13 protein-coding genes and 1 rRNA gene are annotated in these 14,692 nt (G+C 46.6%); 4 read left to right on the top strand and 10 right to left on the bottom strand.

Annotation, left to right across the window (positions count from 1 at the left end; all coding sequences use genetic code 11):
* The 7 genes from ABMY42_RS24970 to trxA form a co-directional block, all read right to left on the bottom strand.
* A 16S ribosomal RNA gene (locus ABMY42_RS24970) occupies window positions 1-108 on the bottom strand; the annotation flags it as partial.
* 506 nt (window positions 109-614) lie between these two features.
* Window positions 615-1,328 carry an NAD(P)H-flavin reductase gene (fre, locus tag ABMY42_RS24975; RefSeq protein ID WP_009705210.1) on the bottom strand — a complete coding sequence of 238 codons (714 nt, stop codon included), beginning with the start codon at window positions 1,326-1,328 and terminating at the stop codon, window positions 615-617.
* A gap of 14 nt (window positions 1,329-1,342) precedes the next feature.
* A complete protein-coding gene (locus tag ABMY42_RS24980) occupies window positions 1,343-1,612 on the bottom strand; it encodes a 2Fe-2S iron-sulfur cluster-binding protein (RefSeq protein ID WP_009696789.1) in 270 nt (89 codons plus the stop codon).
* On the bottom strand, window positions 1,609-3,462 hold the full coding sequence (gene ubiD / locus ABMY42_RS24985; protein WP_274876508.1) for a 4-hydroxy-3-polyprenylbenzoate decarboxylase: 1,854 nt from the start codon (window positions 3,460-3,462) through the stop codon (window positions 1,609-1,611). The genes ABMY42_RS24980 and ubiD overlap by 4 nt, the downstream gene beginning before the upstream one ends.
* 137 nt (window positions 3,463-3,599) lie before the next feature.
* Window positions 3,600-4,592 carry a hypothetical protein gene (locus ABMY42_RS24990; RefSeq protein WP_050925780.1) on the bottom strand — a complete coding sequence of 331 codons (993 nt, stop codon included), beginning with the start codon at window positions 4,590-4,592 and terminating at the stop codon, window positions 3,600-3,602.
* Between the two features lie 106 nt (window positions 4,593-4,698).
* A complete protein-coding gene (gene rho / locus ABMY42_RS24995) occupies window positions 4,699-5,958 on the bottom strand; it encodes a transcription termination factor Rho (protein WP_005440042.1) in 1,260 nt (419 codons plus the stop codon).
* 196 nt (window positions 5,959-6,154) lie between these two features.
* Window positions 6,155-6,481, bottom strand: coding sequence for a thioredoxin TrxA (gene trxA / locus ABMY42_RS25000; protein ID WP_004745500.1), 327 nt, complete (start codon window positions 6,479-6,481; stop codon window positions 6,155-6,157).
* 111 nt (window positions 6,482-6,592) lie between these two features.
* Between trxA and rhlB the strand changes: the two genes are divergently transcribed.
* Together rhlB and gppA are read left to right on the top strand one after the other, a co-directional pair.
* Complete coding sequence (rhlB, locus tag ABMY42_RS25005) at window positions 6,593-7,906, top strand: ATP-dependent RNA helicase RhlB (RefSeq protein WP_005451190.1); 1,314 nt, start codon at window positions 6,593-6,595, stop codon at window positions 7,904-7,906.
* A gap of 19 nt (window positions 7,907-7,925) precedes the next feature.
* On the top strand, window positions 7,926-9,419 hold the full coding sequence (gene gppA, locus ABMY42_RS25010; RefSeq protein ID WP_005451193.1) for a guanosine-5'-triphosphate,3'-diphosphate diphosphatase: 1,494 nt from the start codon (window positions 7,926-7,928) through the stop codon (window positions 9,417-9,419).
* 205 nt (window positions 9,420-9,624) lie between these two features.
* Here gppA and ABMY42_RS25015 read toward each other — a convergent pair whose 3' ends face one another.
* The 3 genes from ABMY42_RS25015 to recQ form a co-directional block, all read right to left on the bottom strand.
* Window positions 9,625-10,299, bottom strand: coding sequence for a 7-cyano-7-deazaguanine/7-aminomethyl-7-deazaguanine transporter (locus ABMY42_RS25015; protein ID WP_005378770.1), 675 nt, complete (start codon window positions 10,297-10,299; stop codon window positions 9,625-9,627).
* Window positions 10,300-10,533: 234 nt separating this feature from the next.
* Window positions 10,534-10,839, bottom strand: a complete 306-nt coding sequence (locus ABMY42_RS25020; RefSeq protein WP_045418045.1) for a DUF3630 family protein — start codon at window positions 10,837-10,839, stop codon at window positions 10,534-10,536.
* A 9-nt stretch (window positions 10,840-10,848) separates the two neighbouring features.
* Window positions 10,849-12,684 carry an ATP-dependent DNA helicase RecQ gene (recQ, locus tag ABMY42_RS25025; protein ID WP_005451195.1) on the bottom strand — a complete coding sequence of 612 codons (1,836 nt, stop codon included), beginning with the start codon at window positions 12,682-12,684 and terminating at the stop codon, window positions 10,849-10,851.
* 176 nt (window positions 12,685-12,860) lie between these two features.
* Between recQ and rarD the strand changes: the two genes are divergently transcribed.
* Together rarD and ABMY42_RS25035 are read left to right on the top strand one after the other, a co-directional pair.
* Entirely contained in the window at window positions 12,861-13,775 is a 915-nt protein-coding gene (gene rarD / locus ABMY42_RS25030; RefSeq protein ID WP_349266899.1) for an EamA family transporter RarD, read from the top strand.
* A gap of 73 nt (window positions 13,776-13,848) precedes the next feature.
* The gene (locus tag ABMY42_RS25035; protein ID WP_349266900.1) at window positions 13,849-14,646 is read left to right on the top strand and encodes an AraC family transcriptional regulator; all 798 of its coding nucleotides are present in this window, start codon (window positions 13,849-13,851) and stop codon (window positions 14,644-14,646) included.
* Window positions 14,647-14,692: the final 46 nt, after the last annotated feature.

Below are 14,692 nucleotides of genomic sequence, written 5' to 3' on the forward strand. Positions count from 1 at the left end.
ACGCCGTTATCGTTCCCCGAAGGTTCAGACAACTCGTTTCCGCTCGACTTGCATGTGTTAGGCCTGCCGCCAGCGTTCAATCTGAGCCATGATCAAACTCTTCAATTTAAGATTTTGTTCGGCTCAACGAATACTGACTTCAAAACTACAAAAGTAATTTTAAAGCTATTATCGTTCCAACAGAACGATAATGAATTGACTGTGCCAAGTCCGAAGACTTGATTGGTCACTCAGTTCATTGAAACCTAATTTGAAACCGAAGTTTCTAATTGGATTATCATCAACGAGTGCCCACACAGATTGATAGGTCTATATTTTTAAAGAGCTTGCTTATCGAGAAGTTTTTCTCTCAAAGCGGAGGTGCATTCTAACGAGATAATTGAGAGTGTCAAACACTTTTTTCAATTTATTTTCTCAGAAGCTTTTCACCTCTCCGACCCTGCTGAAGCCTTATCGCGTCTGCCGTGTCGGTGGATGCGCATTATAGGGAACTCAGATCCGTTCGCAACCCTTTTTTGAAAAAAAATGGAAAAAACTGACTGTTCGATGACTATTTCATCAAAAAAGCAAAAAAGAGGGTAAAAAACCCTCTTTTTCTGCCTTAAAAGCCGTATTTAAATGAATGCGTACGCGTCTGCGAACATACGTTCGCTCTTCGCTTTCTTGTTCTGAGTGAACTGTTCACGTGCTGCACCTGCCATTTCAAAGCGGCCTGCAATATAGATATCGTAGTTTTCTAAGCTTTCGAAATCTTCGGCTACTGCTTGTAGCACGTTACCAACTTTACCTTGCCAGTCTGTAGGTGCTTCTTCTACTACTGGAACAAAGTGAACGTTAGCAAACTTATCGGCAATCTCGACCAACTCTTCTTTAGCATAAAGCTGGCAGTTGTCTCGTGCACCCCAGTATAAATAGATAGGGTTGGTTTTGTTCTGTGCAACACAGTGATCCAGAATCGAGCGCACGTAACTAAAGCCAGTACCACCAGCAATCAATAATAGCGGGCGTTCGCTTTCTTCTTGAACCCAAGCATCACCATGTGGAGCGTCAATCTCGATATGACCATCTGTTTCTAGGGCAGCTTGCATTGCTTCTACGACTTCTAGTGCATAAGCATTGTGTTCCGCCGCACCGATGTGCAGTTCAAGCTCACCTTCATGGCGACAAGGACTGCTCGCAATAGAGAAAGGACGTTTGTCTTTTTCACCCATCACGACCATTAGGTACTGACCTGCTTTAAAAGGCACTGGTGATTCTGGGTGAAGAAGGATTTGGTAAGTATTACAAGCTAACGGCTGAATAGACTTTACTTTACATTGGATGGTCATGGTGTTCCTCTCGCTTACTCGTCAAAAGTAAGCACTAAATTACTTTCTGTATAGGCTTGGCAAGGGAATATCCAACCTTGCTGCTGCTCTTTTTCGGTTAGCATAGGTTCGAGGTGATAGCTCACCTCGCCCGTTAGCTTTTTACACATGCACATGGCGCAAGCGCCAACTTGGCAACGGTGCGGGAAGCGAATATTGTTGTTGAGCGCAGCTTCCAACACCGTCTCCCCTTCTTTTACTTGGAACGTAACGTCCATTGGTAGAAGGTGGACTTGATGACTCATAGAATACCTAACTGGTCCCAAATCTCATCGACTTTAGCCACAAGTTTAGGATCTTTTTTGATAGGCGTACCCCACTCGCGCATGACTTCGGATTCGAACTTGTTGGTCGCATCCAATCCTAATTTGGATGAACTAGCAGTCTTACTATGCACTTGAATAGTATCTCTATCTGGATCCATTCGGGTTGTTACAGCCCAAATGATGTCATTCCAATCTCGTGCATTAACGTCATCGTCGCACAAGATAATGAATTTGTTATCCGTGTACTGAGCAAAGAAGTCCCACAGGTATTCCATCAAGGCTTGCGATTGACCAGCTTGGTCTTTCTTCATGGTCACAACAGCGAACTGGTTATTTGCTGTTGCAGGTAGGTAGATATCGACAATCTCAGGGCGTTGCTGTTTCAACTCATTCAGTTCTGCTTCGGTAATCGCTTTGCTGTCTCGCTCAGTGACCTCAGTTCGCGTCGCTAGCTCGGTATCCCATTTAATGGTTGCATCTAGCCCCATCTTGGATCCAAGACCAACCACTGGCGAAGCAAAATCTAGAGAGTCGATTGGCGTGTTATCTATCATCAAGGTATCACGCACAGGATCCATATGCTCTGACATGGCTTTCACAACATCATTCCAATCTCGTGCGTTTACCGATTCATCGCACACAATAACAAACTTGGTATACATGAATTGACGTAAGAAAGACCACACGCCCATCATTACGCGCTTGGCATGTCCTGGGTACTGCTTTTTCATGGTGACGACTGCCATTCGGTACGAACAACCTTCTGGCGGCAGATAGAAATCTTCAATCTCTGGGAATTGCTTTTGCAGAATCGGCACAAACACTTCGTTTAATGCCACACCCAATACAGCTGGTTCATCTGGCGGACGACCAGTGTAGGTGCTGTGATAAATAGGATCTTTACGCATAGTAATGTGCGTAATGGTGAATACGTGGTGCTTTTCTTTTTCGTTATAGTAGCCAGTGTGGTCACCGTAAGGACCTTCATCAGCAAACTCGTTTGGGTCGATATAGCCTTCCATCACGATTTCCGCGCTCGCTGGCACTTCCAAATCATTACTGACTGACTTCACGACTTCAGTTTTGCTTCCACGCAACAAACCTGCAAATGCGTATTCCGATAGCGTATCTGGCACTGGTGTCACCGCGCCAAGAATGGTAGCTGGGTCTGCACCAAACGCGACCGAAACTGGGAAAGGTTTACCTGGATTGGTTTCCATCCAATCGCGCAGGTCGAGCGCACCACCTCGGTGAGCTAACCAACGCATGATGATTTTGTTCTTGGCAATTTTCTGCTGACGATAAATGCCTAGGTTCTGACGTTTTTTGTTTGGACCTTTGGTTACGGTTAAGCCCCAAGTAAGCAGCGGCGCAACATCTTCTGCCCAACAGCTCATTACCGGAATCTTATCCAAGTCAACTTCATCACCTTGCCAAACAATGTCTTGGCATGGTGCTTTACGTAAACGCTTGGCCGGCATGTTCAATACTTGTTTGAACACAGGCAGTTTTTCCAACGCGTCTTTGAAGCCTTTTGGTGGCTCAGGTTCTTTTAAATAAGCCAGTAGCTTACCGACTTCTCTTAATTCTTTAACGTCTTCGCGTCCCATACCGATTGCGACGCGCTCTGGCGTACCAAATAGGTTCGTCAAAACAGGCACATCGTAGCCGATTGGGTTCTCAAACAACAATGCAGGACCACCAGCACGCAAGGTGCGGTCACTAATTTCTGTCATTTCGTAAGCGGGATCGACGGGGTGAGTGATGCGTTTAAGTCGACCTTTCTGTTCTAGGTGGTCGATAAATTCGCGTAAATCCTTAAAACTCATAGGCCTTCATGCTGGCTGATTAAACTGTCCGCAGTATAACAAATAGGAGGACGCTAAGATCCTCCTATTTTGTGTGGGTATGTGAGCTAGGTTACTTCAATGATAGCAATGCGAAGAAACGGTCTTTTAAAGTGTCATCACTTCAAGAACTCCTGAATCTGTCGCGCTTTTACTTGGCGATTACTTGAAACAAGCTCTTCTAACCACGATTGATGCCCCTGTTTTGCTAGCTCTCTCGCAACTAGAGTCGCTTCTTCTGAGAGCGCCATCTTAGCAACGAGGAACTGTTTTACGTCTTGAGAGAGTGGATTGGATCTCGTGAGCAGTTCAATAGCATAAGGTTTTAAGGTCGGATTGACCGTAGAATTCATCAATTGTTGTAATGAGAACTCATCACTAACCTCAGCAAGCCTTTCTAGCTCAGCTTGGCTGTTGTAATCCGCACGCATTCGCCAAAGCAGATCATACATTGCCTCATTTTGGCTAACTTGCGCCAAACGCACCACAACGGCAGTGGATGGTAACCAGCTCGTTACGTTTGCATGGGTCAATTGTTTGGTTAGCGCCTCAAGTGCATCGGGCGATAGGCTATCTAACTCACGTATAAGTAGCGCTTCTCTGGTTTGTACATGTTGCGAAGTGCCTGTTAACCAATCTTTTAGGTTAAGTTCTTGGCGCTCTGCTGCTAGTACAAACTCCAACGTGCTTTGGTCTTGTTTCCAACGTTTAATCAGACGACTCGCAATAGAGGGAAAGTTAAACGCAGGCACAGTGAATTCGTAACCATCACCACGCTCTAAAACTTGGTAAGTTGGGGTGATACTAATTTGGGATTCGACAAAAATCGCCATTCTCGGCGTAAGGATGATTTCTTGTTGCTCTAGTTTTTCGAGCAACAGAAAACGAACGACTTCTTGTTGAGGAAAAGCCAGTCGGTCGAGAGCAAATTTGAGAGAGTCGACCTCGTCCCTGACTGCATAATCGAGCAATTCAGATACTTTGGTCTGTATATGGGTATCCTGAAGCCACTGCTCTACCACGGTCTCCTGCATTTCCTTAGCAGATAAAGTCACGGGTAGCGTGATAAGTGACAAGCTCAGGAGTAATGACGACAACATTCCTTGTTGCATGTTAACCTCCCGATAACATTTTCTTCATTCTGATACTTCTATCGGGAGAAAGCAATAAAAAAGCCACCGATATACGGTGGCTTTTCGCAGAATTACTTATCTGAGACTATTGGCGACGCATTGCATCAAAGAATTCGTCGTTAGTCTTCGTCATCGCTAGCTTGTCGATTAGGAATTCCATTGCATCGATTTCACCCATTGGGTGAACAATCTTACGTAGAATCCACATCTTCTGAAGCTCTTCATTCTTAGTTAGAAGCTCTTCACGACGTGTGCCACTGCGGTTGAAGTCAATCGCTGGGAATACACGCTTCTCTGCGATCTTACGGTTCAAGTGGATTTCCATGTTACCTGTACCCTTGAACTCTTCGTAGATAACTTCATCCATCTTCGAACCAGTATCAACTAGAGCAGTAGCAAGGATAGTTAGGCTGCCACCTTCTTCTACGTTACGCGCTGCACCGAAGAAACGCTTAGGACGGTGTAGTGCGTTTGCATCCACACCACCAGTTAGTACTTTACCTGATGAAGGGACTACGGTGTTGTATGCACGAGCTAGACGAGTAATAGAGTCAAGCAGGATAACCACGTCTTTCTTGTGTTCAACAAGACGTTTTGCTTTCTCGATTACCATTTCCGCTACTTGTACGTGGCGAGAAGCTGGCTCATCGAACGTTGACGCTACTACTTCACCTTTAACTAGACGCTGCATCTCTGTCACTTCTTCAGGACGTTCGTCGATTAGAAGTACCATCAACTCACACTCAGGGTGGTTGTATGCGATGCTTTGAGCGATGTTTTGCAGAAGCATTGTCTTACCCGCTTTAGGCGGAGCAACAATCAGACCACGTTGACCTTTACCAATTGGCGATGCCAAGTCTAAAACACGTGCTGTGATGTCTTCTGTAGAACCGTTACCGCGCTCCATAACCATACGCTCGTTAGCGTGTAGAGGCGTTAAGTTCTCGAATAGGATCTTGTTACGAGCGTTGTCTGGTTTGTCGTCGTTTACTGTGTTGACTTTTAGCAGGGCAAAGTAACGCTCACCGTCTTTTGGTGGACGAATCTTACCAGCAATTGAGTCACCAGTACGTAGGTTGAAACGACGAATCTGACTTGGTGAAACGTAGATGTCGTCTGGACCAGCAAGGTATGAGCTGTCCGCACTACGTAGGAAACCAAAGCCGTCTTGCAGAATCTCCAGAACCCCATCGCCAAAGATGTCTTCGCCGCCTTTCGCGTGCGCTTTAAGAATTGCGAAGATGATGTCTTGTTTTCTTAGACGAGCTAGGTTCTCAAGACCCAGGCTTTCGCCAAGCTTTACAAGGTCAGACACAGGTCTGTTCTTCAGTTCAGTAAGATTCATGGTGGTGGATGCTTGTTTAGTCAAAATAAGATCTGTTTTCTAGTTAAGATGGATTTGGTCTCAGGATCGACCAAGAAGAGAAATTTGTTCAATTAACGCGCGATAAGTTAGCACTAATTAATATTCTAGTCCAGAGTTAGAAAAACAAAACCGCGCATTGTCATATTGCACGGTTTTGTTTGTAATCACTTAGTGATTATAGGTTTGCGTCTAGGAACTCTTTTAGTTGAGTCTTAGACAAAGCACCAACTTTCGTTGCCGCTACGTTACCGTCTTTAAATAACAGTAGCGTTGGAATGCCGCGAATACCAAACTTAGGTGGTGTACCTGCGTTATGGTCAATGTTTAGTTTACCGATAGTGAGTTTGCCTTCGTACTCGTCAGCGATTTCGTCCAGGATAGGAGCGATCATTTTACAAGGACCACACCATTCTGCCCAAAAATCAACTAGAACCGGGCCTGCAGCATTGATTACATCGTTTTCAAAACCGTCATCAGTAAGCTGCAAAATCTTATCACTCATCTTCCACTCCAATGTGTTTTTCGAAACTGGTTGGATGATAACCAGTAAATAGATGCCCTATTGGAATGTATTTACTTTCTTATTGCAAGCTTTAGCTGATATTCTATCGCTATGAAAAAGACGCATATCACAGAGCAAAAGTTCGCCGATTTGGGTTTAAAGCCCCAAGTTATTGAAGGATTGGACAAAAAAGGGTTCGAATATTGTACCCCTATCCAAGCCTTGGCGTTGCCGGTACTGCTCACCGGCCAAGACATTGCAGGCCAGGCCCAAACGGGTACTGGTAAAACCCTCGCGTTTCTTACTGCTACCTTCAACCACCTTCTAACGACACCAGAGCACGAAGGTCGCAAGCCAACTCAGCCGCGCGCGATCATTATGGCGCCAACGCGTGAGCTAGCGATTCAGATCTTTAACGATGCTGAACCTTTGATTGCTAGCACGGGTCTTAAAGCCGCTTTAGCGTACGGTGGCGAAAGCTACGACAAGCAACTGGCAAAACTGCAAGACGGCGTAGACATTCTTATCGGCACTACAGGCCGTATCATCGACTTCTACAAGCAGCGCGTATTCAACCTAAACAACATTCAAGCGGTTGTTCTGGATGAAGCGGACCGTATGTTTGATCTTGGCTTTATTAAAGACATTCGTTTCTTGTTCCGTCGTATGCCTGAGCCAAAAGAGCGTTTGAACATGCTGTTCTCAGCAACATTGTCTTATCGCGTACAAGAATTAGCTTTCGAACACATGCACAATCCTGAGCATGTTGTGGTTGAGCCAGAGCAAAAAACGGGTCACCGCATCCAAGAAGAGCTTTTCTACCCTTCTAATGAAGACAAGATGGCACTGCTTCAAACTCTTATTGAAGAAGAATGGCCAGACCGCGCGATCGTTTTTGCTAATACGAAGCATAAGTGTGAGTCGATTTGGGGTCACCTAGCAGCAGATGGTCACCGTGTGGGTCTACTGACTGGCGATGTACCACAGAAGAAGCGTGAAAAGATTCTTGAGCAATTCACTCGCGGTGAAGTTGACCTACTAGTCGCAACCGATGTTGCTGCTCGTGGTCTTCATATTCCTCAAGTAACACACGTATTCAACTTCGACCTACCGGATGACTGTGAAGATTACGTTCACCGTATCGGTCGTACTGGTCGTGCTGGCGCAAGTGGTCACTCTATTAGCTTTGCTTGTGAAGATTACGCAATCAACTTGCCACCAATCGAAGAATACATTGAGCACGCAATCCCAGTTTCTGATTACGATGCCTCGGCTCTAATCCAAGACTTGCCTGCACCACTTCGTATGCGCGCGCCTCGTACTCAACAACGTCGCACCAATACAGGTGGCACTCGCTCTGGTAACCGCAAGCCACAAGGACGTCGTCCTCGTCAACCGCGTCAATCAGCGCCAAAACAATCATAAAAGGAAACTGAAGTCGTTTATGAGTCAAGCAGGATCATCACCGCTATACGCCGCCATCGACCTCGGGTCGAACAGTTTTCACATGCTCGTTGTGCGTCACATCGATGGCAGCGTTCAAACTATGGCTAAAATTAAGCGCAAAGTTCGTCTAGCCGCGGGCTTAGATGAACATAACTCTCTTAGTATGGAAGCTATGCAGCGAGGATGGGACTGCTTAAGTCTATTTGCAGAACGCTTGCAGGATATTCCTAAACAGAACATCCGCATTGTGGGTACCGCGACATTGCGTACCGCGACCAATGTGGATGTTTTTCTAGAGAAGGCGAACCAAATTTTAGGTCAGCCTATCGAAGTGATTACCGGCGAAGAAGAAGCCGCCACTATATATAAAGGTGTCGCTCACACCTCTGGTGGCAGCGGTCGTCGCCTTGTGGTCGATATCGGCGGTGCAAGTACAGAACTGATTATCGGTGAAGGTTTCGAAGCCAAAGCACTGACCAGTCTAAAAATGGGCTGTGTGACTTGGTTGGAGAACTTCTTTAAAGACCGCCAATTAAATGCACGTAACTTCGAAGCCGCAATTGAAGGTGCCAAGCAAACTCTGATGCCAATCTTAGAGCAGTACACGGACCTAGGTTGGGATGTGTGTGTTGGGGCATCGGGTACCGTTCAAGCACTACAAGAGATAATGCTAGCGCAAGGCATGGACGAAGTGATTACTCACTCCAAACTTAAGCGTCTGCAAAAGCAGGCGATGCTTGCTGATCACTTGGAAGAGCTCGATATTGAAGGGCTTACCCTAGAACGTGCTTTGGTGTTCCCAAGTGGCTTATCCATTTTGATTGCGATCTTTGAGCTACTAGAAATCGATGCCATGACACTGGCTGGCGGCGCACTACGTGAAGGCTTGGTGTACGAGATGGTTGACGAACTTCGTCAAAACGATATCCGTGCACGCACCGTTTGTAGCGTACAAAACCGTTACCAGCTAGATTGCCAATACGGCGAACAAGTTGCAAAACTTGCGGGCAAACTGCTTGAGCAAGTTGGCGGTGAAGCTTGGGTTGCAGAACCTCAGGGTAAAGTCCTGCTGGAAACAACAGCCAAGCTGCACGAAATCGGTCTAACTATCGACTTCAAAAAGGGCGGTGAGCACAGCGCTTACCTGCTACAGCATCTGGATTTGCCTGGTTACACCCGTGCGCAGAAGTTCTTTATCGGTGAAATTGCTCGCCGTTACCGTGAACAACTGACGTCACTGCCTGAGCAACATGCCCTTTCAGGCACGAGTGGTAAACGCGTACTGCGCCTATTGCGTCTTGCGGTTTTACTCAGCCACCGTCGTAATCCAGCTCTAGAGCCATGTGTGACTCTCACTGCGGAAGGCGACAAACTGACGCTCAATATTGATGCGAAGTGGTTAGAGGCAAACCCATTGACTGCGGCTGAATTGGAAATTGAATCCAACCGTCAAACAGACATTGGTTGGCCGTTAAGTATTGTGACTTGTTAAATCTCACGATGACTTAATACTTGGTTAAAGGTCCCTATTGGGACCTTTTTTATTACTCCATTTTTACCTTTGTACAGCTTAGGGAGCTTTTGGACACCCATGATCTAATTACTCCCCACGCTGTACAAAATACTCTAAACCCAAGCAAACAGGCACAAAAAAGCCGCTTGATTTGAGCAAGCGGCTTTCGGGGTTCCCACTGATATTAAGACTGAACGCTTGTCGTCACCTTAAAGTCAGGGTTCACCGCAGTCAGCTTCTTAATTAGGTAATTCAGTAGTACGCCATACATAGGAACGAACAGACCAAGACTGATAATCAGTTTGAAGCCGTAATCCACCAGCGCGATTTCCGTCCAATGCTCCGCCATAAATGGATCTGGGCTTTGGTAGAACGCAATGGCGAAGAAAGCGATAGTATCAAGTGCATTACCGAAAAGCGTTGAACACGTTGGTGCCACCCACCATTGCTTCATTTGACGTAGACGGTTGAACACGTGCACATCCATGATCTGACCAAGCAGGTACGCCATGAAGCTAGCAATCGCGATACGAGCAACGAATAAGTTAAATTCCCCTAGGTGACCAAAACCTTGGAATTGACCTTCGAAGAACACCACCGATAAGAAGTAAGACACTGCCAAAGCAGGCAACATCACTAAGAAGATAATCTTACGCGCCAACTGAGCACCGAAAATACGTACGGTTAAGTCAGTCGCTAAGAAGATAAATGGGAAAGTGAATGCACCCCAAGTGGTATGGAAACCGAATATAGTAAACGGTAGCTGAACTAGGTAATTGCTAGATGCAATAATGACTAGGTGGAATAGAACCAGATAGATAAGGGCGTTGCGCTGCTGCGCAGGGGTAAAGTTACTCATGCGATACCTTTTTAGTTTGGTTTGGGGGTGAGGGAACCCAAATCGAGTCACTGAATAGAGTGGCTCTTACCAACAATGTAAAATGAAAAATAAACTGGCTTGGCTCATTCTGAGCGAAGCGGTGGGCGATTATACATTAACCACTTTTCGCCGCAAGTCGTCTGTTTTACGCAAACGTTTGAGCATAAAAAAGGGTGTTTCATGTGAAACACCCTTTCAAGAAAAATTCTATTTTTAGAAGCCGCGCTGGAACAATCCTGCAAGATAATCCAACTCTTCCCTGCTCTCTTCAATCGCTAACGCTTCAAACCAAATCGCTTCGCTGTAATGCTCTGCTTTCATAAACAGTCGGCAACCTTCAAAGTCAATCAGCCAAGAGTGAATGTCCGCATCCCATTGCTTTTCCACCACAGTAGCAGAAAGCAGTCCGACTAAACGCTCACCTAAGGCAGGAAAGCTATCAAGGTCAAAGCTCGGCGCGGTAATGATTAAGCGCCCTTCTTGTACCATGTAGTCCGCTAAGCCAAATTCCTTTTGCATCGTGGTTCCTTATCCGTGGTGAGTAATGTGTTCTTGAATCAAATCGAGGAATGGATCGGCGTACTTCTCCAGTTTGCGCTGACCAACACCGCTAACTGCCAGCATTTCGCCGTAAGACGTTGGCAGAATTTCCGCCATATCAATCAGAGTCGCGTCACTGAAGACCACGTATGGTGGCAAACCATCTTCATCAGCAATCGACTTACGCAGCTTGCGTAACTTAGCAAACAGCTTCTTGTCATAGTTCTTGCTGGTCAGTTTATCTGACTTCGCCGCACGTGCTGCGGTGTCTAAACGTGGAACCGCTAACTCTAGAGTCACATCGCCACGCAGCAATGGACGTGCTTCTTCGGTAAGTTGCAGCGTTGAGTTACGCGTGATGTTTTGGAACAGCAGCCCTTTGTGGATTAACTGGCGGAAGATACTCACCCAGTAATCGTGGCTGTGATCGCGCCCTATCGCGTAGGTAGAAATCTTATCGTGACCGTTTTCACGTACACGAATGTTTTGCATGCCACGTAGCACTTCTACCACGTAGCCCATACCAAAGCTCTGATTAACACGGTACACACAAGACAACGCCTTACGCGCTTCTTCCGTGGCATCAAAGTGTTTCGGTGGATCTAAGCAAATATCGCAGTTGCCACATGGCTTCTCACGATACTCACCAAAGTAATTCAATAGCACCTGACGACGACAAGTCTGCGCCTCAGCAAAGGCACTCATCGCATTCAGTTTGTGGGTTTCCACCTGCTTCTGCGGACCATCGTCTTTCTCATCCAACATACGACGCAGCCAACTGATGTCCGCAGGATCATACAACATCATCGCTTCCGCAGGCAGACCATCACGCCCTGCACGACCGGTTTCCTGATAGTAAGACTCGATGTTGCGTGGGATATCAAAGTGAACCACAAAGCGCACGTTTGGTTTGTTGATGCCCATACCGAATGCCACAGTCGCCACGACAATTTGGATATCATCGCGTTGGAAAGCTTCTTGAACGTAAGCACGCTCATCAGCATCCATACCTGCATGATAACCAGCAGCACGAATGTGGTTGTTACACAACTTCTCAGTCACCATCTCAACTTTCTTACGGCTACCACAATAGATGATGCCGCAATTACCCTTCTGGGTCTCAAGATAACGAACGATTTGCGAAACCGGCTTGTGCTTCTCAACTAAGTTGTAGCGGATGTTGGGACGGTCGAAGCTGCCTAGGTAAACCTCTGGATTATTCAGTTGCAGACGCTCAAGAATATCTCGACGCGTTGCATCATCCGCCGTCGCCGTCAGCGCCATAAATGGCACATGGGAAAACTGCTGCTTAAGTTGACCAAGCGCGGCGTATTCTGGACGGAAATCGTGTCCCCACTGGGAAATACAGTGTGCTTCATCGACAGCAATCATCGATAGCGGCAGGTTTTCCAAACGCTCAATGAAGTCACGCATCAATACGCGCTCTGGCGAGACGTACACCAACTTAAGATGACCAGTGTGCATGCGGTTATACACGCTGAGCAGCTCTTCACGAGGCATGGTCGAGTTAATGCACTCAGCCGCTACACCGTTGGCTTTAAGCTGGTCCACTTGGTCCTTCATCAGCGAGATAAGCGGAGAGATCACCAAAGTAATGCCAGAGCGAACCAAAGCAGGAATTTGATAACACAGCGACTTACCGCCACCAGTAGGCAGGATAACTAAGCTGTCGCGACCTTCTACTGCAGCGTCAATCACCAACTGCTGACCATCACGGAACTCTTGGTAACCAAACACATCCTCCAACACACGTTGAGGCGTTACAGGCGAGTCTGATTGTTCGGCTAACAAGGTAGAGGTCATGAAAAATCTCAGATTGGGTCTTAAAAAGAGGTGCTTATGCATGCCACTAGCACGCAAAGTGAGGGCACATTGTAATGGGGTTTCATGGTGAATAAAACCGCAAATTGTTAGGTGATTCAGCTCACGACTCGTATACTGATTTTCTGCTCTATAAAAACTCAATTAGGTGACATCCCATGACACCAGAAGAACAACAACGCTCACGGCAAGGCGTCTTGCTTGCTATTGGCGCGTACACCATGTGGGGCATCGCACCCATTTACTTCAAATCGATTGCTGAAGTCTCGCCACTTGAGATCTTAAGCCACCGAGTGATTTGGTCTTTCTTTTTGCTAGCCGCACTCCTCCATTTTGGTCGCCATTGGCGCTCGGTTCGCGACATCATTAAAAACAAAACCAAGATGATGTTTCTGGTTTCTACTGCCATTTTGGTCGGTGCAAACTGGTTGATCTTCATTTGGGCGGTGAACTCGAATCACATGCTCGATGCCAGCTTAGGTTATTACATTAACCCACTGATCAACGTCTTACTCGGGATGGTCTTCCTTAGCGAGCGTCTACGTAAGCTTCAGTGGTTCGCGGTTGTCCTTGCTGCTTGTGGCGTATTAGTTCAGCTGATCGTCTTTGGCTCGGTGCCTGTGGTCGCTATAGCGCTGGCAATGAGTTTCGGCTTTTATGGCTTGCTGCGTAAGAAAGTCAGTGTAGAAGCACAAACCGGACTATTCATTGAAACCTTGGTGATGTTACCTGCTGCAGCAATTTACTTGCTGTTTATTGCGAGTTCACCGACGTCCAACATGCTAGATAACCCAATGCAGCTGAATACCTTGTTGATTGCTGCAGGCGTGATCACTACCCTGCCGCTACTGTGTTTTACTGGCGCAGCAACCCGTCTAAAGCTATCGACGTTGGGCTTCTTCCAATACATTGGTCCGAGTTTGATGTTCTTGCTTGCGGTGCTGATCTACGGCGAACCGTTCACTAGCGATAAAGCCATCACCTTCGCCTTTATTTGGGGTGCTTTGGTGGTGTTTAGCTTTGATGGCCTGCGTAATAACCGCAAGTCACGCAAAGCGGCTCGTACTGCCTGATCGTTTTTTACAAGACATTTAAGAAATTGATGGATAAGCTTGGTCATAATGTGACCAAGCTTTTTTTTATTTAATGGAACATATTCAGTACTACGCAACCGACCATGACAACTTGAGTCTGATAGAGGCGAAATACCAGAAATTTGCTTTTCAAAGGCATTACCATCTGGATTTTCATCTCGGTCTGATCACGCATGGCGCGCAGAAGTTCCAATACCAAGGTAACAGCCACCAAGTTGGTCACGGGCAAATTGTGATTATGCCGCCAGATGAGCTGCACGACGGGCAATCTAAGCTCGAAAGTGGCTATGAAGTAAATGTATTTGCGATCGAACCTCACCTATTGAGCGATCTGGCTGATCTTAAGCAAAACGGTCAAATAATACACTTCAACGAGCTGATCATCTCGGATCCGCAGATATTTTCACAACTTAGTAACTTACACGGGCTGCTTCGTCGTGAAAACCTCAGCCAACTCACCAAAGATTGCCTTCCTTTTGAAGGGTTTAACCAACTTTTTGATCGCTACGGATCGCTTGAGCGACAAAAAGTGGTGCCGCTAGGAAACCAATCGCTTGGGACGTTAAAAGATTATCTAATGGCAAACCTTGACCAAGCGGTGCGTTTGGATTCACTTTCAGAGCTGTGCCAACTCAGCCCAACTCAGTTCCAGCGCCACTTTAAAGCGCAAACCGGCATGACGCCTTATGCATGGTTCGCACGCCTGCGCCTTGAGCAAAGCATGAAGTTACTGCAATCAGGTCAATGTGGTACCGACGTCGCCCATCAGATCGGTTTCTACGACCAAGCGCATTTCAGCAAAGCGTTTAAGCAGACCTACGGCGTTTCCCCTTCTCAAGTGACTCGTTAATTTCATTTACCGAGAAAGCTGTCAGTTTTTTACAAGCGCCACAGGT

It is taken from the genome of Vibrio sp. SSH13-20 (genome assembly GCF_040104475.1).
Taxonomy (GTDB): domain Bacteria; phylum Pseudomonadota; class Gammaproteobacteria; order Enterobacterales; family Vibrionaceae; genus Vibrio; species Vibrio harveyi.